Origin of the sequence: Mycobacterium sp., assembly GCF_035499775.1 — a bacterium.
In the GTDB taxonomy this organism is placed as follows: Bacteria; Actinomycetota; Actinomycetes; order Mycobacteriales; family Mycobacteriaceae; genus Mycobacterium.
The window spans coordinates 23195-43902 of sequence record NZ_DATJYB010000013.1; the positions used below are offsets into that span (position 1 = coordinate 23195).

General features: G+C 62.4%; 20 protein-coding genes. 17 read left to right on the forward strand and 3 right to left on the reverse strand.

The genetic code is table 11. The features are described 5' to 3' along the window. Nucleotides 1-102 precede the first annotated feature (102 nt). The 9 genes from VML93_RS38440 (at nucleotide 103) to VML93_RS00490 (ending at nucleotide 9606) form a co-directional block, all read left to right on the forward strand. Entirely contained in the window at nucleotides 103-459 is a 357-nt protein-coding gene (locus VML93_RS38440) for a hypothetical protein (RefSeq protein ID WP_414686249.1), read from the forward strand. A 9-nt stretch (nucleotides 460-468) separates the two neighbouring features. After that, on the forward strand, nucleotides 469-897 hold the full coding sequence (locus VML93_RS00450) for an HSP20 family small heat-shock protein (protein ID WP_325606501.1): 429 nt from the start codon (nucleotides 469-471) through the stop codon (nucleotides 895-897). A 17-nt stretch (nucleotides 898-914) separates the two neighbouring features. After that, the gene (locus VML93_RS00455) at nucleotides 915-2957 is read left to right on the forward strand and encodes an erythromycin esterase family protein (protein WP_325606504.1); all 2043 of its coding nucleotides are present in this window, start codon (nucleotides 915-917) and stop codon (nucleotides 2955-2957) included. A 25-nt stretch (nucleotides 2958-2982) separates the two neighbouring features. Next, nucleotides 2983-3960, forward strand: a complete 978-nt coding sequence (locus tag VML93_RS00460) for a 1-phosphofructokinase family hexose kinase (protein ID WP_325606506.1) — start codon at nucleotides 2983-2985, stop codon at nucleotides 3958-3960. Between the two features lie 12 nt (nucleotides 3961-3972). After that, entirely contained in the window at nucleotides 3973-4740 is a 768-nt protein-coding gene (locus VML93_RS00465) for a universal stress protein (protein WP_325606508.1), read from the forward strand. A 529-nt stretch (nucleotides 4741-5269) separates the two neighbouring features. Further along, the gene (locus tag VML93_RS00470) at nucleotides 5270-5428 is read left to right on the forward strand and encodes a hypothetical protein (protein WP_325606510.1); all 159 of its coding nucleotides are present in this window, start codon (nucleotides 5270-5272) and stop codon (nucleotides 5426-5428) included. A 53-nt stretch (nucleotides 5429-5481) separates the two neighbouring features. Beyond that, the gene (locus VML93_RS00475) at nucleotides 5482-7128 is read left to right on the forward strand and encodes a GAF domain-containing sensor histidine kinase (RefSeq protein WP_325606548.1); all 1647 of its coding nucleotides are present in this window, start codon (nucleotides 5482-5484) and stop codon (nucleotides 7126-7128) included. 711 nt (nucleotides 7129-7839) lie between these two features. Next, the gene (locus VML93_RS00485) at nucleotides 7840-8835 is read left to right on the forward strand and encodes an Acg family FMN-binding oxidoreductase (RefSeq protein ID WP_325606514.1); all 996 of its coding nucleotides are present in this window, start codon (nucleotides 7840-7842) and stop codon (nucleotides 8833-8835) included. Nucleotides 8836-9030: 195 nt separating this feature from the next. Continuing rightward, a complete protein-coding gene (locus VML93_RS00490) occupies nucleotides 9031-9606 on the forward strand; it encodes a hypothetical protein (protein WP_325606515.1) in 576 nt (191 codons plus the stop codon). A 126-nt stretch (nucleotides 9607-9732) separates the two neighbouring features. Here the strand turns inward: VML93_RS00490 and VML93_RS00495 are convergent, their stop codons facing one another. Both VML93_RS00495 and VML93_RS00500 read right to left on the reverse strand, forming a co-directional pair. Then, nucleotides 9733-10857: a hypothetical protein gene (locus VML93_RS00495; RefSeq protein ID WP_325606518.1), complete on the reverse strand. Its 1125-nt coding sequence runs from the start codon at nucleotides 10855-10857 to the stop codon at nucleotides 9733-9735. 156 nt (nucleotides 10858-11013) lie between these two features. Further along, nucleotides 11014-12891, reverse strand: coding sequence for a long-chain fatty acid--CoA ligase (locus tag VML93_RS00500; RefSeq protein ID WP_325606520.1), 1878 nt, complete (start codon nucleotides 12889-12891; stop codon nucleotides 11014-11016). Nucleotides 12892-13093: 202 nt separating this feature from the next. On the opposite strand from VML93_RS00500, the gene VML93_RS00505 reads away from it, so the two are divergent. Continuing rightward, a complete protein-coding gene (locus VML93_RS00505) occupies nucleotides 13094-13702 on the forward strand; it encodes a flavodoxin family protein (protein WP_325606523.1) in 609 nt (202 codons plus the stop codon). A gap of 85 nt (nucleotides 13703-13787) precedes the next feature. Next, entirely contained in the window at nucleotides 13788-14243 is a 456-nt protein-coding gene (locus VML93_RS00510; protein ID WP_325606525.1) for an STAS/SEC14 domain-containing protein, read from the forward strand. Nucleotides 14244-14684: 441 nt separating this feature from the next. Here VML93_RS00510 and VML93_RS00515 read toward each other — a convergent pair whose 3' ends face one another. Then, nucleotides 14685-14945 (reverse strand): hypothetical protein, encoded by a 261-nt coding sequence (locus VML93_RS00515; RefSeq protein ID WP_325606528.1) that lies wholly within the window; start codon nucleotides 14943-14945, stop codon nucleotides 14685-14687. A 323-nt stretch (nucleotides 14946-15268) separates the two neighbouring features. Here VML93_RS00515 and VML93_RS00520 point away from each other — a divergent pair, with 323 nt between their 5' ends. The 6 genes from VML93_RS00520 to VML93_RS38445 form a co-directional block, all read left to right on the forward strand. Further along, complete coding sequence (locus VML93_RS00520; protein ID WP_325606550.1) at nucleotides 15269-16423, forward strand: hypothetical protein; 1155 nt, start codon at nucleotides 15269-15271, stop codon at nucleotides 16421-16423. A 12-nt stretch (nucleotides 16424-16435) separates the two neighbouring features. Beyond that, nucleotides 16436-17842 carry a wax ester/triacylglycerol synthase family O-acyltransferase gene (locus tag VML93_RS00525; RefSeq protein WP_325606531.1) on the forward strand — a complete coding sequence of 469 codons (1407 nt, stop codon included), beginning with the start codon at nucleotides 16436-16438 and terminating at the stop codon, nucleotides 17840-17842. A gap of 179 nt (nucleotides 17843-18021) precedes the next feature. Continuing rightward, entirely contained in the window at nucleotides 18022-18864 is an 843-nt protein-coding gene (locus VML93_RS00530; protein WP_325606552.1) for a slipin family protein, read from the forward strand. 62 nt (nucleotides 18865-18926) lie between these two features. Beyond that, entirely contained in the window at nucleotides 18927-19472 is a 546-nt protein-coding gene (locus VML93_RS00535) for a hypothetical protein (protein WP_325606533.1), read from the forward strand. A gap of 181 nt (nucleotides 19473-19653) precedes the next feature. Beyond that, entirely contained in the window at nucleotides 19654-20457 is an 804-nt protein-coding gene (locus tag VML93_RS00540) for a sigma 54 modulation/S30EA ribosomal C-terminal domain-containing protein (protein WP_325606536.1), read from the forward strand. A 152-nt stretch (nucleotides 20458-20609) separates the two neighbouring features. Continuing rightward, nucleotides 20610-20708, forward strand: a 99-nt coding sequence (locus tag VML93_RS38445; RefSeq protein ID WP_414686250.1) for a hypothetical protein, incomplete at its 3' end; no start/stop codon positions are given.

The window sequence follows — 20708 nt, forward strand, 5'->3', positions numbered from 1 at the left end:
GACGCTGGGGGCTAAGGACCCTGGCGTCGGATATTTCGGGTGGCCGAATGTCTAGGCCACACAGATGGTGGCAGAGGCTGTCTGCATACATGAGGAAGTGAAATGGTCTACAAGGAAAACGGTCTACTGCAACTGACCGACACCGAAGTCGATGCGCTGGCCCGCCGGTTCCTGAGCTCGCCCTATGCCGGCCGGAACAAGTACTCGGATTGGCCGCTGGACCGGCGCCTCGACGGCTTTCTGCATCGCCGGGGGCTTGGCTTGCTCGCTGAAGACGGCGATGCGCACGATCTCATCCTGGAACGTGTCATGGCGCTAATCGGCGCAGCCGAGCAGCCCAGGGTGCCCACCGATGATGGAGCCGACCAACGGCCCGTCGGCAGGGGACTTCCGTCCCTATCATCGACCGGTGCTGACTGGTCGGATAGGCATTGTCAATCTGTCGATTTCGAGATCTAGGAGACAGTCATGGGCACCCTTTCCGTTCAGCGTCAGGCGAGGTCGCTCTTCCCGGAGTTCGCGGAGTTGTTCGCGGCCTTCCCATCGTTTGCCGGCATGCGCCCCGCGTTGGATCCCCGCGTCATGCGGTTGGAGGACGAGATGGAGGACGGCCGCTACGTGGTGCGCGCCGAAATCCCCGGTGTCGACCCGGCGGCGGACATCGACATCACGGTCCGCGACGGACAACTGATCGTCAGGGCCGAGCGCAGCGAGAAGAAGGAATTCAACGGGCGGTCGGAGTTCTCGTACGGTTCCTTCGTTCGCGCGGTGTCGCTGCCGGCCGGAGCCAATGACGACGACATCCAGGCCACTTACGACAAGGGCATCCTCACTGTTTCGGTGGGTCTGTCGGAGCCGAAGCCAGCAGAACGCCGCATCCAGGTTCAGTCAAGCTGAAGTGATCGGGGCACCTGATGACAAGCGCGGCTGAGGCCACCCGGCGCTCGCCGAGGCGAGTTTTCCGCGACCGCAGCGAGGCCGGCCGGGTGCTGGCGAATCTGTTGAGTGCCTACCGCGACCGGCCGGACGTGATCGTCTTGGGCTTAGCACGCGGTGGAATACCTGTGGCGTGGGAGGTAGCGGCCGCGCTGCATGTCCCATTGGATGCCTTCGTCGTGCGCAAACTCGGTGCCCCCGGCCACGAAGAGTTCGCGGTCGGGGCGTTGGCAAGTGATGGTCGTGTCGTCATTAACGACGACATGGTGCGAGGGTTGCGGATCACACCGCAGCAACTGCGCGACATCGCCGAGCGCGAAGGCCGCGAGTTGGTCCGGCGTGAGGCCGCTTATCGTGGGGGACGTCCACCGCTGGAAGTCGCCGGCAAGACAGTCATTCTTGTCGACGACGGTTTGGCCACTGGCGCAAGCATGTTCGCCGCGGTGCAGGCGTTGCGCGAAGCCGAGCCGGCACAGGTCGTGGTCGCGGTGCCGGCCGCCCCGGAGTCCACCTGCCGGGAGTTCGCCGGTCTGGTCGACGACGTCGTCTGCGCGTCCATGCCGACGCCGTTTCTTGCGGTGGGCGAGTCATTCTGGGATTTCCGCCAGGTCACTGACGAGGAGGTTCGGCAGCTGCTGGCCACCCCGACGACAACCGTTTCGGCCACCAGAGCGCTGGAGGCCTCCCCGGCCGAGCTGGTCGTTCGCGTTGCCGTCGACGCACCCGCGGGCGTTCCCCCGCGCGAAATATTGGAGCAGCTTGTCGGTGACGCGCGGATTGTCCTGATCGGTGAGAGCTCACACGGTACGCACGAGTTCTACCAGGCTCGGGCCGAAATCACGAAATGGTTGATCGAGGAGAAGGGATTTTGCGCCGTCGCCGCGGAAGCTGACTGGCCCGACGCCTACCGAGTGAATCGATATGTTCGCGGTCTGGGCGAGGACAACACCGCGGATGAGGCGTTGAGCGGATTCGAGCGCTTTCCGGCCTGGATGTGGCGTAACACCGTCGTTCGGGACTTTGTCGACTGGCTACGTACGCGCAACCTAAGTCAGGAGTCAATTGGCCGGCGCCAGGCCGGCTTCTACGGCCTGGATCTGTACAGCCTGCACCGGTCGATGCACGAGGTGATCACCTATCTCGACAAGATCGACCCGAGGGCTGCCGCGCGAGCACGGGCCCGTTACGGCTGCTTTGATCACGCATCGGCCGACGATGGTCAGGCATATGGATTTGCTGCGGCCTTCGGCGCAGGACCGTCGTGTGAGAGGGAAGCCATCGAGCAATTGGTCGAGTTGCAACGTGATGCCCTCGACTACGCGCGCAGGGATGGACTGCTCGCTGAGGACGAGCTGTTCTACGCCCAGCAGAATGCGCAAACGGTGCGTAACGCAGAGGTCTACTACCGCGCGATGTTCAGCGGCCGTGTCAGCTCCTGGAATTTGCGCGACCAGCACATGGCACAGACCCTCGAGGCGTTGCTGAAACATCTGGACCGCCACGGTGATGTGGTACCCGCCCGAATAGTGGTGTGGGCCCACAATTCTCACGTCGGCGACGCCAGGGCAACCGAAGTGTGGGCAGACGGTCAACTTACGCTCGGTCAACTTGTCCGTCAGCAGTACGGCGATGAGTCCCGTCTCATCGGGTTCAGCACTTACTCCGGTACCGTCACCGCTGCCAGCGATTGGGGTGGTATCGCCGAACGAAAAGCGATTCGTCCGGCACTCAACGGGAGCATCGAAGAAATGTTCCATGAGACCGGCAGGGCAGCCTTTTTCGTCTCAGCGCTGATCAATCCGGAGGCCGAAGATCCACTGAGCGTCGTCCGATTGGGGCGCGCCATCGGCGTGATCTACCGGCCCGAGACGGAGCGGCAGAGCCACTACTTCCACGTTCGACCCGCCGATCAATTCGACGCGATGATTCATATCGATCAGACCCGCGCGCTCGAGCCCTTGGAACCTACGAGTCTCTGGATAGCGGGCGAGACACCGGAGACCTACCCCAGTGGTCTTTAGTCCAATGATCGAGCGGAGCTAAACGATGCAGGCGCAAGCCGGTCCGCCCCCGGGTCTGCCACGAATTGTCACGCTGACCATGAATCCTGCGCTCGACATCACGACAAGCGTGGGCGTCGTGCGGCCGACAAACAAATTGCGCTGCAACGCGACTCGTTACGACCCGGGCGGCGGCGGTATCAATGTCGCTCGGGTGGCACTGGTCCTCGGCGGCTCGGTGTTTGCGGTGTTCCCCGCAGGCGGGTCGCATGGTGGTCTGCTCACCAGGCTGCTCAATGACGAAGGGGTCCCGTTCGGAGAAATTCCGATTGCGGGGTGTACCCGAGAGAGCTTCACCGTCAACGAGACCAGCACCGGCCAGCAGTACCGGTTCGTCCTGCCGGGGCCTCGGTTGACAGCGCGAGAACAAGAGAGATGTCTGCAGGAACTACGAATGGCGGCCCGCTCGGCCGAATTCGTCGTGGCCAGCGGCAGCCTGCCGCCGGGTGTTCCCGACGACTTCTACAACCGGGTCGCCGACGTCTGCCGGCAAGTCGGCGCCCGGCTGATTTTGGACGCTTCCGGTGTCGGCTTGCAAAACATCTCCTCTGGAGTATTTCTCCTCAAACCAAGTGTGCGCGAACTGCGGGAATGCTTTGGACGCGAATTAGCCACTGAGGCTGAGCAATTGGCGGCCGCACATGAGCTCATTGACATTGGGCGCGCAGAAGTTGTAGTAATCTCCCTGGGAGATCAAGGAGCGCTGCTCGTGACACGCCATGCGAATCAGCGTATTTCAGCCATCCCGATGCAGGGGGGCAGTGGCGTCGGGGCCGGCGACGCCATGGTTGCCGCGATCACGGTGGGCCTGAGCCGCGGATGGACGTTGGGCAAGTCCGTCCGTCTGGGGATTGCGGCGGGCGCCGCGATGTTGATGACTCCCGGTACGGAGGTCTGCGAGCGCGCGGATGTGGAGAAGTTGTTCGAACTCGTCGCCGAGCCCCTCGACGTTCGGTCGAACTAGTCAGGAGCCGACATGAATCAACTGGACGCGAAGTCGGTGGTGGTAGGCGTCAATGGTTCTCAAGCCGCGGTGAACGCCGTCAAGTGGGCGATCGACGAGGCGATCAGCCGGCAGCTGCCGCTCCGCCTTGTGTATGTCATCCCGGGCCGGCGAATCGCATCGGCGGACAACGCCTCGGAGTGGGAGCTTGAACGCAGTGAAATGGTGCTGTCCCAGGCGATTTGCGCAGTGCAGGACGAACACAAACCGGTCGAGGTCGAAACAGCGGTGCTCTCGGGGGATCCCGCGCAGGCGTTGATTGCTGAATCGCTGCACGCAGCCATGGTCTGTGTGGGCACCTCTAGAAGGGGATGGGCTGCCGACGGCTTGTTGGGCCCAACCGCCGCCGCGTTGGTGACGGGCGCACATTGCCCGGTTGCGATCATCCGGACCAATCCAGACGGATCGCCGACGGAACTCGGTGTGATCGCCGTGGTACTCAACGACGAACCCGACAACGACGAGGTGGTGCATCAGGCCATGGAGGAAGGGCGGCGTCGCCACGCTACGGTGCGGCAGATCGACCGCCGGCTGGACAGCTGGGTCCGCAGGTATCCGGATGTTCCCGTCCAGATCGTCGCCGCGGGAACCGGCGCTCACGCGGCTGAGAACCACAGCAGTGCAATCGACCTGGCCGTGGTGGGCGAGGCCGAGGCCGATCAGTTACCGGAGTTGGCTATCCCGAACTGTCATCCAATTCTCGGCTATCCCGACTGCTCAGTGCTTTTGGTCCGGCACTAGCTCCGGAGTTCTTGGGAATTGACCTTCGGCTGGTGCCCTGTCTTTCGGGGTGAGCTGATTGGTGCGGTCGAAAAACTCGCTGCCGGTTTGGATCGTCCGACGAGCCCGCCGCCGGTCCAGGCTGTCCCTGGCAGCGGCCAGCGTTGCGTCCGCCTTGCGCTTGATCGCGGCGGCTTGTTGTTCTACCGTCCTCGCGCGTTTGACCGTCTCTTTTGCGCGCTGGCGCGTTGCAGCAGCCTGGCCTCTCGCGGCGGTGCGGTGTGCTTCGTGTGCGCACGCCCGGTAGGCCTTCTGTCTGCACGCCCCGCAGCAGAAGCGTGCGTCGGCGCGACCGTAGAACGCAGAACTGCAGACACAGCACCGAAGGCGATGAGCGACCATTGCATTACGTTACGGCTATCCGTAACGATCGCACGGGTAGATTGCGTACGAGAGTTGCGGAGGGATTTCATTTGACCGCTGGTCGGTACGGCTTTATGGTCAAGCGGTGGCTTTAGAAGGTAGGCCACCACTGAGCAACTATGGCGCCATGACCACCCGAGAGGCCGGTAAGGCCGTCTTAGTCGAATGGGTGGCCGAGGGCGACTTCGTACGACACCAGTACGTGATGCATGCCGGCAATAGCGCCCGTCAGAGCATGGTGATCGGTTTCCCCATCGTCCCGGTGCGCGGGTGTCGCGTCGGATGACCGACAGCGGATCGGTTTTTGCTCGGCTCGGTCAGCCCGGACTTGTGAGCAGGATGCACGAACAACTCGACGAGTTGCTGGCGGCGCGCGACCAAATGGAGCAACTGCTGCGAGTGATCGTCGAGATCGGCTCAGATCTCGATCTCGATGCGACGCTGCGTCGGATCATCCTCGCGGCAAGGGAGCTGACCTCGGCCCCGTACGGTGCACTGGCTGTCCGTGACCCGGAAGGCGCGCTCGTCTCATTTGTCCATGCAGGAATGGATGACGACACGGTTGGCCGGATCGGGCATCTGCCCGTTGGCAAGGGGGTTTTAGGTGTTCCGCTGAACGACACCCCGGCGCTGCGTCTAGAAGATCTGACCATGCACCCGGCTGCGTGCGGTTTTCCCGAGTACCACCCACAAATGTGCGCTTTTCTGGGTGTGCCGATCACAATACGGGGGACGGTATTCGGCAGCCTATACCTGACCCACGTCGACACAGGGCGTGTCTTTTCGGCATCCGACGAGTTCGCTGCTCGCGCGCTGGCCTTTGCAGCCGCGGTTGCCATCGATAATGCGCAGCTGTTCGAGCGCGAGCGGACATCGGTGAAGTGGATGGAGGCGAGCCGCGAGATCACTACCGCACTCCTGTCCACCAGCGAGCCGCACCGGAGCCCGTTGCAGTTGATCGCTGAGCGCACCTGCGCACTGACCGATGCCGAGCAGGCGATCGTGCTCGTGCCGATCGACGCTGACCTACCCAACGACGAAGTCGACACATTGGTTGTTTCTGCCGCGGTCGGCCTGCGTACGTCCGAAGTGATCGGTCAACAAATTCCGGTGGACGCCTCGACGTCTGGCGCTGTTTTTCGTTCCGGCGAACCACAAATCACCGAGGCGTTGAGCTATCCAATCCAGTCGTTCACTGACGTCGGGCAGCGCTCAGCGATTGTGATGCCGCTTCGTGCCAACGACGGAGTCGCCGGGGTGATCGCGGTTGCCCGTAGCGCAAACCAGCAGCCCTTCGGTCCCGGCGATCTCGATTTGGTCAATGATTTCGCCACTCACGCCGCGATCGCGCTCGTGCTTGCCTCGGGCCGCGAGCAAGCCCGGCAGCTGACCATTCTGGCCGAGCGCGAGCGCATCGCGCACGACCTGCATGACCATGTAATCCAAAGGCTGTTCGCCACAGGAATGGATCTGCAGGGCACGCTCGCGCGGGCACGTTCACCCGAGGTTATCGATCGACTGAGCCGCACACTCGATGCTCTGCAGACCATCATCGAGGAGATCCGCACCACTATCTTCCAGTTGACTTCCCCGCGGGCGAACGGCGACTTTCGGCAGCAGATTCAGCGGGTGGTTGCCGATCTGACCGAGGACCGTGACATTGTCACCACCGTGCGCATCAATGGACCGACGAGCGTTGTTGGCCGCGAACTCGCCGAGCATGCCGAGGCAGTCGCCGCCGAAGCCATCAGCAATGCCGTTCGCCACTCCGGCGCGTCGCGGCTGACAATCGAGGTCGATGTGGCCGACATGTTCACCCTCGATATCAGCGACAATGGCTCCGGCGTGCCGGCCGACAACCAACGGCGCAGCGGTTTGGCTAACATGATGCACCGCGCTGAACAGCTTGGCGGCATTTGCGAGATCACAAGCCCCCCCGAGGGCGGTACCCGGGTTCACTGGTGTGCCCCGCTCACCGACGCCTGACTGCCGCTTCCGGTCGCCGCTGGACGCGTACCCGCGTTGCTTGATCGCCGCTGCTGAAATCCCGGTGCTGCCAACCTACTTCGCTCTCGACCCTCTCAAACCGTATAAGCGAGCTTTGCCGCAAATTTGCAGGCGGGCCCAGTGAGGGCCATTGGGCCTTCGAGTCCGGGTGACGAAAGGCCCTTAAGTGTCGGGACTTCGGCGTGTCGGAAAGCGTGACCGAAGCACTACCGGCCGGTTTCGTTGGGCTCTACTGCCGGGATTCGGGGTGCGGTGGGATTGAGTTCAAGGCTGGTCGAGGAGGCTTAAATGAGGTTCCCATCACGACTCCATCATCGGTGGACGTCAACCACGACCTTGTACTACGTTACCGACCGCTTGCACAGTGGGCGGACGGTCCGGGTTCCCGGCTCTGAGATCGCACCCACAGTGTCATCGTGGCTGGCGGAGCTGGGTGCACACAGCCCGCTGGTTGAGGATCTTGCCCGAGCGGCGTGCGGCGGCGACTGGGCCACAGCCTGCGCGGTCGGCGAGCAATTATCCGTTGATGTGACTGTTGCGGTCGCGGCCTAGCTCTCCAGCAATCATCGTGTCGTGCTCGGACCAGAAATGGCACAAAGTCCTTTTGGAGCGGGGACGTCGTCCTCTCGTGTGGCCCGCGTGATTGAACGATCGTTGACAGACCACATCAGTCGGAAGGAGTCGATAGCCATGGAGGCGCACTTCCCCGACACCGGCACGATCCGGACCGTACTGGCCCTGGCATCTCGAGCTCCTTCCGTCCATAACACACAGCCGTGGCGCTGGCTGGTGGGTATGGAGAGCCTGCATCTGTACTCCGACGCCGACCGGCAACTTCCCAACACCGATCCGGATGGTCGAGAGCTGTTCCTGAGTTGTGGTGCGGCGTTGCATCACTGCATCGTCGCGCTGGCGGCTGTCGGGTGGCGGGCCAAGGTGGCCCGGCTGCCTAATCCGTATGACCCGAATCACTTGGCCGCGATCGAATTGTCGCAATCTACCGTTGACCCCCCCGACATAGCGCTGGCAGCGGCGATACCGCGTCGGCGAACCGACCGCCGTCACTACAGTTCTTGGCCGGTTCCGATCGGCGGTATTGCTTTGATGGCCGCGCGGTCGGCCCGCAACGGGGTGTCGCTGCGCCAAGTCGAAGACATGGATAAGTTGAAACATATTGTGGCGGAATCTGTCTGGAGCCACATGACGCATGATTATCTTGTCGAGCTTGCCGAGTGGAGCGGGCGTTACGCGACGAAAGCTGGTGTACCGGCTCGTAATGCCCCAAAATCAGACCTGACAGCGCCGATACCGAGTCGGCTCTTTGCCGGTCCGTCGCTGGCAATGCCGGCGGGTTCGTCAGCCGCTGAGGACACAGCCGTAGTGCTTGCGCTCGGGACTCGGGCCGACGACCGGTTAGCGCAGCTGCGTGCGGGGGAGGCCACCAGCGTCGTGCTTCTCACGGCGACGGCGATGGGCTTGGCCAGTTGCCCCGTCACCGAACCGCTGGAGGTGGCCGAAACGCGGGAAACGGTGCGTTCCGAAATCTTCGGTGATAGCGGTTATCCGCAAATGCTGCTGCGGGTGGGTTGGGCTCCCATCAATGCGGACGCGTTGCCTGCGACACCGCGACGCGAACTCGCCGATTTCGTCGAGTGGATGGCTGACCGCGAGCTAGACGCTGATTAGCTTTTCTGCGCGTGTTGAAAGGCCTTAAGCTGCGGAAGCGGCCCGGACTTGTCGCCGCTGGTGCAACAAACCGGCTGGTTCATTTGGTGACGACTCGCCATGGCGTTGAGGCCAAAGGGCCCTGGCCGCTGGGCCTCGGGACAACGATGATTGTGGAACAAAGCATGGAATTCGTTGGGGCTCAGGGGAGTTGTGATGGATACTTTCACCTTCGACCCGCGTTGCTGGTGCATCGGGCGCATCCTTGGCCGCAACCCTTTGCTTCGCCGCAGTGATCGGGTAGAGGCGCTGGTCGCGGTCGTCGCGTTCGTCGTCTCACTGGTCGCGATACCTGTCGCCGGTGTGGTCGGGGCCATAGCCTACGGCGCTCGCGAAGGCCGGTATGCGCAGCAAGCGCGTGAGCGACACATAGTCATGGCGACAGTCACCGGTATCCGGGTTGACGGTTCGGACGTGAGTGTAGTGGCGAAGTGGCCGGTCGCGGCTGGCGAGCGTGTCGGCTCGGTTCATCCCCGCACCGAGGCCAAAGTGGGTGAACGCATTGGAGTCTGGATCGACAAGAGCGGCAACACGGTAGTTCCGCCAACGCCGACTTGGCATGCCGTGGGGGATGCGATCGGCACGGTTATGGTCACAATGCTGATTGTGTCGCTTGGGATGACGTCACTCGTAGCGGGCGTGCGTTCCCGTCTTGATCGAACACGCGACGCTCAGTGGGAGCGTGCTCTTCGATGCCTCCACGAAGATGAAGGTCGCAGAAACCAACGCTGACGACCGCGGCGCCTTACTGCGGCCGTTACCGATGAATCCATTGCGCGCGACGCAACGCCAAGGCCGCGTTCTTCAGGCGGCCGTCGGATGCAACCGATCGACGAAGTTCCCGAAAAGCTTCCCGCATCAGGATTGTCGGCTGGCGAGCCTGTCGGTCGCGACATATCGCAGCAACGCACCAACCCCATCCTTTGGTGCGATCCGGTCGTCGGCCCGAACCAGTGCGGCGCCAATGGTGATCGCGGTGAATGGCAGCGCCTCATCGGCCCTTGCGACTCGTGCTACCGGTTCGCCGAATTCGGACAGCGCGTCGGCATCGGGCGCTACCGTCGTCAGCGCGTCGCCGGTGACGACGGTGGCGTCGCGCATGTCACCCACGATCAGTGTGTCGACGTCGCCGTCACGCAACGCCGCACAAACCGCGCCGAGCCCTTCGGCCGCCATCCCCGAGGCACGTGCGGTTTCGGCTTGAAACCGATCAGCGACGTCGGTCATCTCCATGCGATGGCGTCGAGTGAACTCCGTGGCGGTCAACCGGAAGATCTGGTCGTAATCGATACCGCTCTTTCGAGCTTCGGCATGCAGTTGAGACACCCGCTGGGCTGCTCGCTTCGGTAATTCCGCCAGGACACCCGTACGTGAACGGACCTCGCCGCACACGAATACCACCTCGGGATCGGCTTCGTCTACCAGTCGCGTCAGGTGGTCGGCGACCGCGCGGCAGTTCACGCGGATGGCTTCGTCGGTGGTGTGTTGGAGGTCGCCGTACCCGTTCCAGCCGGCAGTGACCGGCTTGTGCACCGGGTAGCCGGCGCCCTCGATGCTGGTTGAATTGACGGTTTCCCCTTGGTACAGCGTGACGTCGGCGCCGATGTGGTCAACTGCGGCAAACACGTAAGTCGGTCGCTGCATCTCCAGGTCGATCAAGGGCACGATATATGGGTAGTCCGATAGGCGGATCACCGTGGCCGGCAGCGGGCTGATCAGCTGCTCGTTGACCAGCACCTGATCGCTTGTCGCGATCACCGCGCGGCCGCGCCGACCTACAGCAGGTCGATGGTTCAGCACGGCTTCGCCGAGCGTGATGATGATGTCGGCGGCCGCGCCCCGGTCCTCCAGATGCGTGCGGATATCATGCCATTTCGTTTCGAGTTGCTCGGCCGCGTCCGCGGTGTCGTGCGAGTCGTCGAAGTACACCGAGACAAAAGGGCCTTCTGCTTTTGCCAACCACCTGAGGCGTTCTGACCGCATGTCTTCCCTCTCCACTACTTGTGCCGTTCTTGTGCCTGTCCGCCAACCCTATGAACGGCGAAAGTGAGTGCGCCAGAGTCGTTAGCCCTCCGATATGGGCCTTTAGTCCCGTCACCTAGAGCTGGCTGGTCGCACTGGGGGCCGTTGACAGGGCAATCACAAGCCTTCTGGCGATGCCGTCGCCGCCACTGATGCTTGCTCGTACAGAGCCGAGAGGCGGTCGGCGAACTTGTCGATCACCGCCTTGCGGCGAAGTTTCATACTCGGCGTCAGGTCGCCGGCTTCGATCGAAAGCTCGCGGTCGAGGATCGCGAATTTCTTGATCTGCTCCCAGCGGTTCAGCTCTGAGTTCAGCGAGTCGATGTAACCGGCGATCAATTCGTGTGTCGTCTGGTCGCGGGCTATGTCAGCGAAAGAACTGCCCGACAAATCGTGCTTACCGGCCCAGTCGGTAATCGCCTCACCGTCGAGGCTGACCAGCGCCACACAGTAGGGCTTGGCCTCTCCGATGACGATGAGCTCGGCTGCGTACGGGCAGAGACCTTTGAATCTCACTTCAATCGCCGATGGTGCGACGTACTTGCCTTGCGAGGTCTTGAACATGTCTTTCTTGCGATCGGTAATGCGCAGGAAGCCGTCGGCATCAAGCTCACCGATGTCGCCCGTGCGGAACCAACCATCGCGGTCGAGCGCCTCGGCGGTGGCGTCGGGCAGATCATGGTAGGAGGTCATCACACCAGGACCGCGGAGCAGGATCTCGCCGTCATCGGCGATCTTCACTTCCGTGGCGGGGAATGGCCAACCAACCGTTCCGAACCGATAAGCGCTGGGGCGGTTGATAAATGACGCGGCCGCCGTCTCGGTCAACCCATAGCCCTCCAGCACGGTGATACCGACAGCGTCGAACCACTGCGCCACGTTTCGGTCCAGGGCGGCGGCTGCGGAGACGAAGAATCGCACCCGCCCACCGAAGCGCTCTCGGATGGTGGAGAACACCAGCCGATCTGCGACCCGGTATGCCAGCGACGACGCGAGCGAAGGCTTCTTTCCCGCTTGCCGATCTTTGGAAACCCTGGTGCCGACTCCGATTGCCCAGTCGAATATCTTCTTCCTGAGCCTGCCCTGCTCGGCGACCATCCCCTCGATCCGAGCGTGCGCCTTCTCGAAGATCCGCGGTGCTGCCCCCATGATGGTTGGGTGTAAGACCGCCAGATTCTCGACTATCCGGTCGACCCGACCGTCGATCGCGGTGGTAAAGCCGACCTGCAGCGGCAGCGCCAGCATCACCTTGCCGAACGAGTGCGCGAGCGGCAGCCACAGGAAGTTAAGGTCTTCAGGGCCAAGGACGTTCAGCGCGTCAATCGCCGTCGCGGTGTACGTCCATGCCCCATGGGTCAGCCGCACACCCTTCGGCCGTCCGGTGGTGCCGGACGTGTAGATGAGGCTGGCGAGTCGGCCTGGACCGACGGCTGCGACACGCTCCTCGACGGCATCGGGGGAGTCGGCGAGCACTTGCTTGCCCAATTGCTCAAGTTCAGAAAGGGTGATCACCCAGTCGCCGTCGCCCGTGCCGTCGATGATCACGACCTTGCTCACATCCGGCAGCGCAGAGCGGTGTTCGAGCAGTTTGTCCACCTGGGTCTGATTCTCGGCGACCACGACCCGGCTTCCCGAGTTGGCGACGATGTATGCGACATCGGTTGCGTTCGTCGTCGGGTACACCGTGGTGGTGGCTGCACCCGCGCACATCACGGCGAAATCGACGAGCACCCACTCGTAACGGGTCGACGACGCGAGCGCAACCCGTTCCTCTGGCGCGATTCCCAACGAGATCAACCCCGCGGCGATGTTGTGCACGCGTTCGCCGACTTGCCGCCAGGTCACGCTCTCCCAGCTGTCGTCCTGCGGGTACCGAAAAGCCTCTGCATGCGGTGTTGCGGCGACGCGGTTCAGGAACATGTGTGCCACCGACGGCGCGCGGTTCTCGATCTTGCTGAAGTCGGGCCTCTCCAATGAGGCGAGTGATGTTTTCATGACACGAATCCGTTGCTAGAAGGCCGACACCGATGCAGTGGTAAGAGGCGAACAGCTTTGATCCTGCTGCGTCCGCGCCGTCCGGAATAGAGACCAAAGTCATCCGGATGTCCATAAATCGTCACCTCCGATACATGTGGAGCCGCCTGGTCAGAGGTGAACGCCGCTTTTCGACCGATCCGGCATGGCGTGCCAGTGACTTATGCCCCAAGCCTTCGGTGTCTTTGCGCCCTTCCTGACGGATGCCGACTCACGCAACATGGACCCGTCGCCGGAGCTATGTCGTGGAATCGGCCATGTCGTGGAAAGGAATCGCGCAATGAAGTCCCTCATCGTCTGCGCCTCTAAATCGCACGGCAACACGCGGCGGGTAGCCGATCGGATGGCTGAGGTGCTCGGCGCCGAGGTCGTGACCCCCGAGTCGGTCGACCCCGCAAGTTTGCGACAGTACGATCTCGTCGGCTTCGGTTCCGGCATTTACTACATGACAGTGGATCCGAGACTGCGGGACTTGTTGCGCCGCCTGTCTACGGCTGACCACACCCGCGCGTTTACCTTCTTCACCAGTGGCGCTCGCGAGATTCCGCTGCGGGGCTACCACAAACCGGTTCGGAAATGGCTTGAATCCAAGGGCTTTGAGGTGATTGGTTCGTTTTCTTGCCGCGGGTGGGACACGATTGGGCCATTCGGGTTCATCGGCGGGATCAACAGGGGACGACCCGATGACCACGACCTGCAGCGAGCCGCCGCATTCGCCTCACGGATTCGCAAACAGGTCGGGGGCCAGTCGAACGCCGTGGCCGGGCGTTAGCCAGTGACTTTGGCCTCTTTGAAGGCCGTATTCCGGCAGGAACAATGAAAAGACAGAAGATCAGATCTCGTTCGAGGAGGACTCGATGATCGAGCTGCTCAAAGGCTTTCCCGATGACGTCGCCGCCCTGGCGTTCCACGGGCGGGTGACCAGAAGTGATTATGACCAGGTGCTGATACCTGATTTCCAGGACCGCCTGCATCGACACCAAAAGCTGCGGATCTACTTTGAGATCGCCAGTGACTTGGAGGGCTTCGACGCGGGGGCAGTCTGGGAAGACCAGAAGTTCGGGTGGCGCCATTTCCTCGACTGGGAACGCTGCGCGGTGGTCACCGACGTTCCCTGGGCGAAACACCTTGCGACGCTTAGCGCATTCTTCGGCTTCCTTTGGCCGGGCCAGTACCGGGCCTTCGGACAAGCCGACGCTCGCGAGGCGCGGGACTGGATCACCGCCGACGATCAGGCAGAACGTCCGGATCCGGTAGCGGCGCGGCTCGAAAATCCCGACACCGCACGGATGGCCGACACCATCACCGAGTAAATGGTTGGAGGCTGCCCAATATCTGCCGACGACGATCTTGCTCATCGAGACTTTCGGCCGGTGGTTTGGGGCGGCGAGGTTGCGCGCTACGAGCAGGCGGCGGCCCAAGTATTCCCAGAGGTCTCGCATTTAGGTTGTTCACCCACTTAGGTTGTTCACCCACTCCGGCGATCAGGGCAGTCTTTTGCGCAGTTGGGCCGCGGTCTGACCCGGGCCGGCCGGGCCCGGTCAGGTCTTCCGCACAATGCACACCTTGATCGCTCGCGATGCCCGTACATCTATTGCGATACATGGTGAATTCGGCACGCTACCAAACCATAGCGTCGTGGGATGGACACCGCGCTCAGCGGCCAGACAGGCCAGCCGCCGCGGCTTTTGGGCACGCGTCGCAATGAGAAGGCTTTGGGAGGTAGGTCCGATGTTGCGAGCGTTTAGGAGCGCCTATCCGTCGATTGCCTTACCGGCGCTCCGTACGACGCTACGGAAGAACTCGATGCGCGCGGTGACCAACTCCTCAGCCAAGTCCAGTGCAGCGTCGACGACGGTCTGGCGTCGCGGCTGCTCAGGGACCACATGACCGATCCGATCCACGAATTTGCGCACGGCCTCAATGGTCTGCGTACGGCCGGCCTCGACTGATTCGAGCACGTCCTCGGACATCTCGGCCCAGCGCGGCCCGGATTTTTGCACTGTTTCTGACATGGTTCTACTCCTACTCGACATGTCGCCGCGGCACAGCGAACTGTGTGGATTTGGACGTCCGACGTTACGGCTGGCCGAGGACCGATACGAGTGACTAAAGTCCTTTCTTAATTGGTCGTTTGTCTCAACTGTCACCCAGTGCTCTGCATTGTCAGTCAAGCACTTTCGTGACTTCGTCGGGCCTTAGGTCCCTACGCGCTGCACTGACAAGGTGTTAGCGTGCGGTCATGACGACGCCCACCGGCCACGACCCGCAACGAACGGGTGCCTTTGATTGGTGTGCACCTGCCATCGGCGGTTTGGCTGGAGCTGTCACACCGTTCATGCACACCGGTCGGTACTTCGCCCAATCATGGCTCGATCTCCTTGGCCAAGCGCCGGAAGAAGTTCCGATCGCCCGACCAACCATTGCTCTGGCAGCACAGGCTTTTCGCGACGAGGTGGTCCTGATGGGCCTCAAGGCGCGCCGTCCAGTCAGTCGGCCTGATGTGTTCGAGCGCATCACGCACGAGGTGGTCGCCGGACTCGAGTTCTACGGGGAAAGGGGATGGTTGGAGAAACCCGAAGGATTTTTTGTTGATCCTCCGGCGCTATCAGATGTGACCGTCCGGAAGGTGAAGGGGCACAAACGGTCTTTCTATCGCATATTTTTCGACAGCGGGTATACGCCTCATCCTGGCGAGCCCGGAGCGCAGCGGTGGCAGAGATACACCGCGAACGACCGCGAGTACGCGCTCTTGCTGCGCCACCCACAACCGCGGCCCTGGTTGGTGTGTGTCCATGGAACCGAGATGGGCCGCGCTGCACTTGATCTCGCACTGTTTCGTGCCTGGAAACTACACGACGAGCTGGGTCTGAACGTCGTCATGCCAGTTCTTCCAATGCACGGACCGCGTGCGCGCGGACTCCCGAAGGGCGCGGTATTTCCGGGCGAGTATGTGCTCGATGATGTGCACGCGACAGCTCAGGCGGTGTGGGACATCCGGCGGCTGTTGTCCTGGATCCGTTTGCAGGAGCCCGAGTCGCTGATCGGGTTGAACAGTCTTTCGCTCGGCGGATACATCGCATCGCTGGTCGCTAGCCTTGAGGAAGGTCTCACCTGCGCGATTCTCGGTGTTCCAGTGGCCGACCTCGTCGAAGTGCTAGGGCGCCATTCCGGTCTCAGCCATGACGACCCCCGCCGCGACACGATGAAGTTGGCGGAACCCATCGGGCGCATGGTGTCGCCTTTGTCGCTCACTCCGCTCGTGCCCATGCCGGGCCGTTTCATCTACGCCGGCATCGCTGACCGCCTCGTCCATCCACGCGAGCAGGTGACCCGCCTCTGGGAGCATTGGGGTAAACCGGAAATCGTTTGGTACCCAGGTGGCCACACTGGATTCTTCCGCTCCCAGCCGGTGCAGCGGTTCGTGTGGGATGCGCTGCGGCAGTCCGGCCTCCTGGATGGACCTGCGACAGCATGTGCTCGTTCTGCCTAGATGCGAGGCGAGATGAAAACGCTCGATCCGTTGGACGCCGCGATGATGACCGCGGAATTGATATCCAACCCAATGCACGTCGGCGCCGTGCTGATACTGTCGCCGCCCGCGGATGCCGGCGCGGACTATGCCGAAAAACTACATTCCGCGGCTCTCGCGGGGAACGGACCGATTGATCCGCGGCTTCGCCGGTATCCACATTGGGGAGCGGATACCGGGGGCATCTGGGTCTGGCGCGATACAGATGCCATCGACTTGAGCCGACATTGCCAGCGACGGACGCTGTCGGGCGCTGACGCGTTCTGGCGACTGATCGGCGAGCTGCACGCCGCACCTCTCGACCGGTTCCATCCGATGTGGGTCTCATATCTGATTGATGGCTTTGAAGACGGTCGTTTTGCCTTCTTTATCAAGGTGCATCACACCGTCGTCGATGGCGTGGCTGGTTTCCGGATGATCGCTGATGCCTTAAGCCCTGACCCGCAGCACCGTTCGATGCCGCCCTTCTATGCCGACCGCCGTGACCAGTCGACGGCACCGGCGCCGTCGAGTGGTTTGGTGGCTCATCTGGTGGCACCGCTGCGGTCGGTGGTTGGCAAGGCGGCATCAACAGCCGGGCTGATCGGGCGCATCGTCACGGGGGAGTTCGTGACTGTGGTCGACAGCCTGGTCGGCCACACGACCGTATTGCCCTTCGAAGCGCCCTACGTACGGTTCAACGGTCGGCTCGGGCCTGAGCGTGCAGTCTGCGCCGGCAGCTGGGCCAAGGGTCGCATCCAGGCTGTGCAGCACGCGGCCGGGGTCACCGCCAACGACGTGATCACCGCGATAGTGGCCGGCGCCTTGCGCCAGTGGCTGCATGACCGCAGGGAATTGCCTGAGCAGTCGCTGGTGGCGATCTGCCCGATCACAGTGCGTGGTCGGCAGTGCGATCCGTCGAATGATCAGCATGGCAACATGTTCGGCCTCTGGCTGTGCCCGCTGGGCACTAATCTCGACGACCCGGTCGCGCGGCTGGATTTGATCCACCGGTCGATGTCGGAGGGAAAGCGCTGGGTAGCCAGGCGCGGATCGGCACCATCGCTGCTGACAAATGCAGGCAGCATCGCTGCGACCGTGATTTCCCCGATGCTGCCCTTCAGTCAGAAGATCCGTACCGGATACAACCTGCCGATTTCGCATGTTGCCGGCCCGCGCGACGAAATGTATTGGAACGGAGCCCATGTCGAGGAGATCTATCCGGTGTCGACGGTCTACGACGGTCAGGTACTCAACGTGACCACATGCTCGTACGCCGATCGGGTCGGATTCGGCTACGTCGCCGGCGCTGAGCTGATGCCTGATATCGATACGCTGATACCGCTGACCGAGGCGTGTCTCGCTGAACTCGAATCTGCCGTCGGGGCGTCTGCTACCTGACGTCGTTAATCAAGGCCCGCGATGGGCGTGGAAGTCGCGGTGTGGCAAACGGAGGGGGCCTTCGGTCCTGTAGGCGAGTGACCTTTGGCCGCTTACTCCACGACTATCACGGCGTTAGCGTCGGTAGCACGCGTGTTCTCACTTCAGCGCTGCCGGCGAATCGGATTGAGGTGGTCGTCATGAGTAACAGTGGCACAGTTTTTGCGGCTTTCGGGTTTGGCGTGTTGCTGCTGTTGGCGGCCGCGTCGATAAGGGTAGTGCAGCAGTATCAGCGCGGTGTGCATTTTCGGCTGGGCCGGGTTATCGGGGTTCGTGAACCCGGGCTGCGGTTCATCATTCCGATCATCGACCGCCTGTGGCGGGTTTCGATGCGAATCGTGACCATGCCCATTCAGTCGCAAGGCATCATCACCCGCGACAACGTCAGTGTCGACATCGCCGCGGTCGCCTATTTCCGTGTCATCGATGCCCAAAAGGCCGTCGTCGTCATCGAAAACGTCAACGCAGCCATCGATCAGATCGCGCAGACGACCTTGCGCAATGTCGTCGGGCAACATTCCCTCGACGAAGTGCTAGCCCAGACTGAGAAGATCAACGGCAGCATCCGCCAGATCCTCGACACCACCACCGTGGAATGGGGCGTGGAGGTTACCTTGGTCGAACTCAAGGATATTCAGCTTCCCGAAGGTATGAAACGCGCGATGGCGCGCGAAGCCGAAGCAGAGCGGGAAAAGCGGGCAAAAATCATTGCCGCAGAGGGGGAAGCACGGGCGGCCTCGGCCCTCGGCGAGGCATCCGACACCATGATGCAGCACCCGCTGGCTCTGCAGTTGCGAAATCTGCAGACCTTGATCGAACTCGGGGTGGAGAAGAACACCACTATCGTTTTCCCCGCCCCACTGATGACTGCGATCGGAGAACTCACCGCTTTCTTGACCCGTGAGTCGGACGCCGCCAAGTCCATTCAGCAACCCGATGGGCTACCGCACGAGAAGCTTCTCCACGCCGCGACGCTGCATTGAAGGCTGCGGCGGGCCGGCGCTGCCAGGCAAGTCGACGAACAACCAGTAAAAGGGCGCCGACGGTGACAAAAGACATTCTCTCTGATGCCCAGATCACCGCGCTTACGGCTGCGGAGCGCCGAGAGCTGATTCAGCGCCTTGAGCGACCCCTTGCAGACCTGAAACCCCGAAGCGTCACAGCGAAATTGAAGCAGGCACATCTTAGCCTGATGACTGGCGGCGCGCTGTTCATGATCCCATGGACTGTTTATCTGAGCCTTACGTTGCCGCAGAAATATACAGTCAGCAACTGGCCGCTGACATGGTTGGGCTTTGACAGCGTGTTGGTCGTGTTCATGGCCGCCACGGCAATCCTGACCTGGCTGCATCGTCAGGTTCTCGTGTTTCCCGCCTTCACGACCGGGATTCTGCTGCTCTGCGACGCGTGGTTCGATGTCACCACAGCCAGTCCCGGTGAGTTTCGAGCGTCGCTGATAACCGCGGCGCTTGGCGGGGTGCTGGCGTTCGTTCTCATCGCCGGAGCCTGGAGTTTGGTGCGCTTCAATGCGAGCCGGCTATGGTTACTCGATCCCGGCCAGTCTCTGTGGCGGCTGCCACTGTCTACCTGACAGCCCGGCACACCGCCGCCAAAGTCCGCTGTGACAGCACCTGTTCGACTTCCCATATCGCTCTCGCGGTTGACTTTTCGAAGGACCGGACAGGCGCATTCTACGTCGCACCGCGTGGTGCCCGGGTTCGGTGACCTTCGACCCTGGCACGCAACCACTTCCATGACGTAGCACGGTAAGTATGCGCCACAGAACAGAATTGCCACAGACGATCGACGTCGACGTGACAACCCACGGCGAGCTTCCGGGGGCGGCCGATTACGCGCGCAGCAAGATCGGTGCGCTCGGGCGGTACACCAGCCGGCCGGTGCTGCACGCGCGCGTCAAACTGACCCGTCATCGCGATCCGGCGTTACAGCGTCCCGTCATCGCTCAAGGCAATCTCGATGTGGATGGCCAGCCAGTACGTGCACAGGTCCAGGCAGTGACCGCGCAGGAAGCGGTCGATCTTCTCGCGGCGCGGCTGCGACGACGCCTGGAGCGCGTCGCTGACCACTGGGGGCCGCACCGCGGCGCGCAATCCGCGGCCCGCGCGCACGAATGGCACTACGATTCCGAGCCGACCCGCCGCTTCGACTGTTACCCACGTTCGCCGGATGAGCGCCGCGTCATCCGGCGCAAGTCATTCACGCCGGCGCCGTGCACCATCGACGAGGCCGCTCGTGAAATGCAGATGCTCGATTACGACTTTCACCTGTTCACCGAAAAGGGCACGCGCACCAGCGCTGTCCTGCACCGTGCCGGCGCGACGGACTATCGCCTTGGCCTGGTGGCGCCGGCCCTAGCCGATCAACTGAGCCCATTCACGCTGTCCGTGACCATCAGCCGACATCCGGTGCCGTGTCTGACCGAGGAGGAGGCCGCCAAGCGGCTCGGACTGCTCGGAGCGCCGTTCCTGTTCTTCATTGATGCCGACCACGGCCGCGCTGGCCTCGTGTATCACCGCCACGACGGGCATTACGGCTTGATCACGCCGGCGGGTTAGGCGTCGTGGGCGTCGGCGCACGCAGTGAGCACTGGCAGGCAAAACCGGTGGCGCTTACGAGCCGAACCGCCTGAAGTCGGGGACCAAGGACTCTGGCGGTGCACGCACATATGCATGAATGTCATAGGCACACGAAAGACAGGTGAAAAACGATGACGCCTGACACCAGGGTGATTACAACGGCTGTCGAGTTGGCGTGTCATGCTCCGTCGTTGCACAACAGCCAGCCCTGGAAATGGGTGGTTACCAGT

Coding starts and splice junctions, on each gene's coding strand:
- VML93_RS00465 (WP_325606508.1), top strand. CDS start 3,973: ATGAATCAACTGGACGCGAAGTCGGTGGTGGTAGGCGTCAATGGTTCT.
- VML93_RS00495 (WP_325606518.1), bottom strand. CDS start 10,857: ATGCGGTCAGAACGCCTCAGGTGGTTGGCAAAAGCAGAAGGCCCTTTT.
- VML93_RS00500 (WP_325606520.1), bottom strand. CDS start 12,891: ATGAAAACATCACTCGCCTCATTGGAGAGGCCCGACTTCAGCAAGATC.
- VML93_RS00470 (WP_325606510.1), top strand. CDS start 5,270: ATGACCACCCGAGAGGCCGGTAAGGCCGTCTTAGTCGAATGGGTGGCC.
- VML93_RS00510 (WP_325606525.1), top strand. CDS start 13,788: ATGATCGAGCTGCTCAAAGGCTTTCCCGATGACGTCGCCGCCCTGGCG.
- VML93_RS00455 (WP_325606504.1), top strand. CDS start 915: ATGACAAGCGCGGCTGAGGCCACCCGGCGCTCGCCGAGGCGAGTTTTC.
- VML93_RS00475 (WP_325606548.1), top strand. CDS start 5,482: ATGCACGAACAACTCGACGAGTTGCTGGCGGCGCGCGACCAAATGGAG.
- VML93_RS00505 (WP_325606523.1), top strand. CDS start 13,094: ATGCCCCAAGCCTTCGGTGTCTTTGCGCCCTTCCTGACGGATGCCGAC.
- VML93_RS00490 (WP_325606515.1), top strand. CDS start 9,031: ATGGATACTTTCACCTTCGACCCGCGTTGCTGGTGCATCGGGCGCATC.
- VML93_RS00530 (WP_325606552.1), top strand. CDS start 18,022: ATGAGTAACAGTGGCACAGTTTTTGCGGCTTTCGGGTTTGGCGTGTTG.
- VML93_RS00520 (WP_325606550.1), top strand. CDS start 15,269: ATGCACACCGGTCGGTACTTCGCCCAATCATGGCTCGATCTCCTTGGC.
- VML93_RS00515 (WP_325606528.1), bottom strand. CDS start 14,945: ATGTCAGAAACAGTGCAAAAATCCGGGCCGCGCTGGGCCGAGATGTCC.
- VML93_RS00540 (WP_325606536.1), top strand. CDS start 19,654: ATGCGCCACAGAACAGAATTGCCACAGACGATCGACGTCGACGTGACA.
- VML93_RS00485 (WP_325606514.1), top strand. CDS start 7,840: ATGGAGGCGCACTTCCCCGACACCGGCACGATCCGGACCGTACTGGCC.
- VML93_RS00450 (WP_325606501.1), top strand. CDS start 469: ATGGGCACCCTTTCCGTTCAGCGTCAGGCGAGGTCGCTCTTCCCGGAG.
- VML93_RS38440 (WP_414686249.1), top strand. CDS start 103: ATGGTCTACAAGGAAAACGGTCTACTGCAACTGACCGACACCGAAGTC.
- VML93_RS00460 (WP_325606506.1), top strand. CDS start 2,983: ATGCAGGCGCAAGCCGGTCCGCCCCCGGGTCTGCCACGAATTGTCACG.
- VML93_RS00525 (WP_325606531.1), top strand. CDS start 16,436: ATGAAAACGCTCGATCCGTTGGACGCCGCGATGATGACCGCGGAATTG.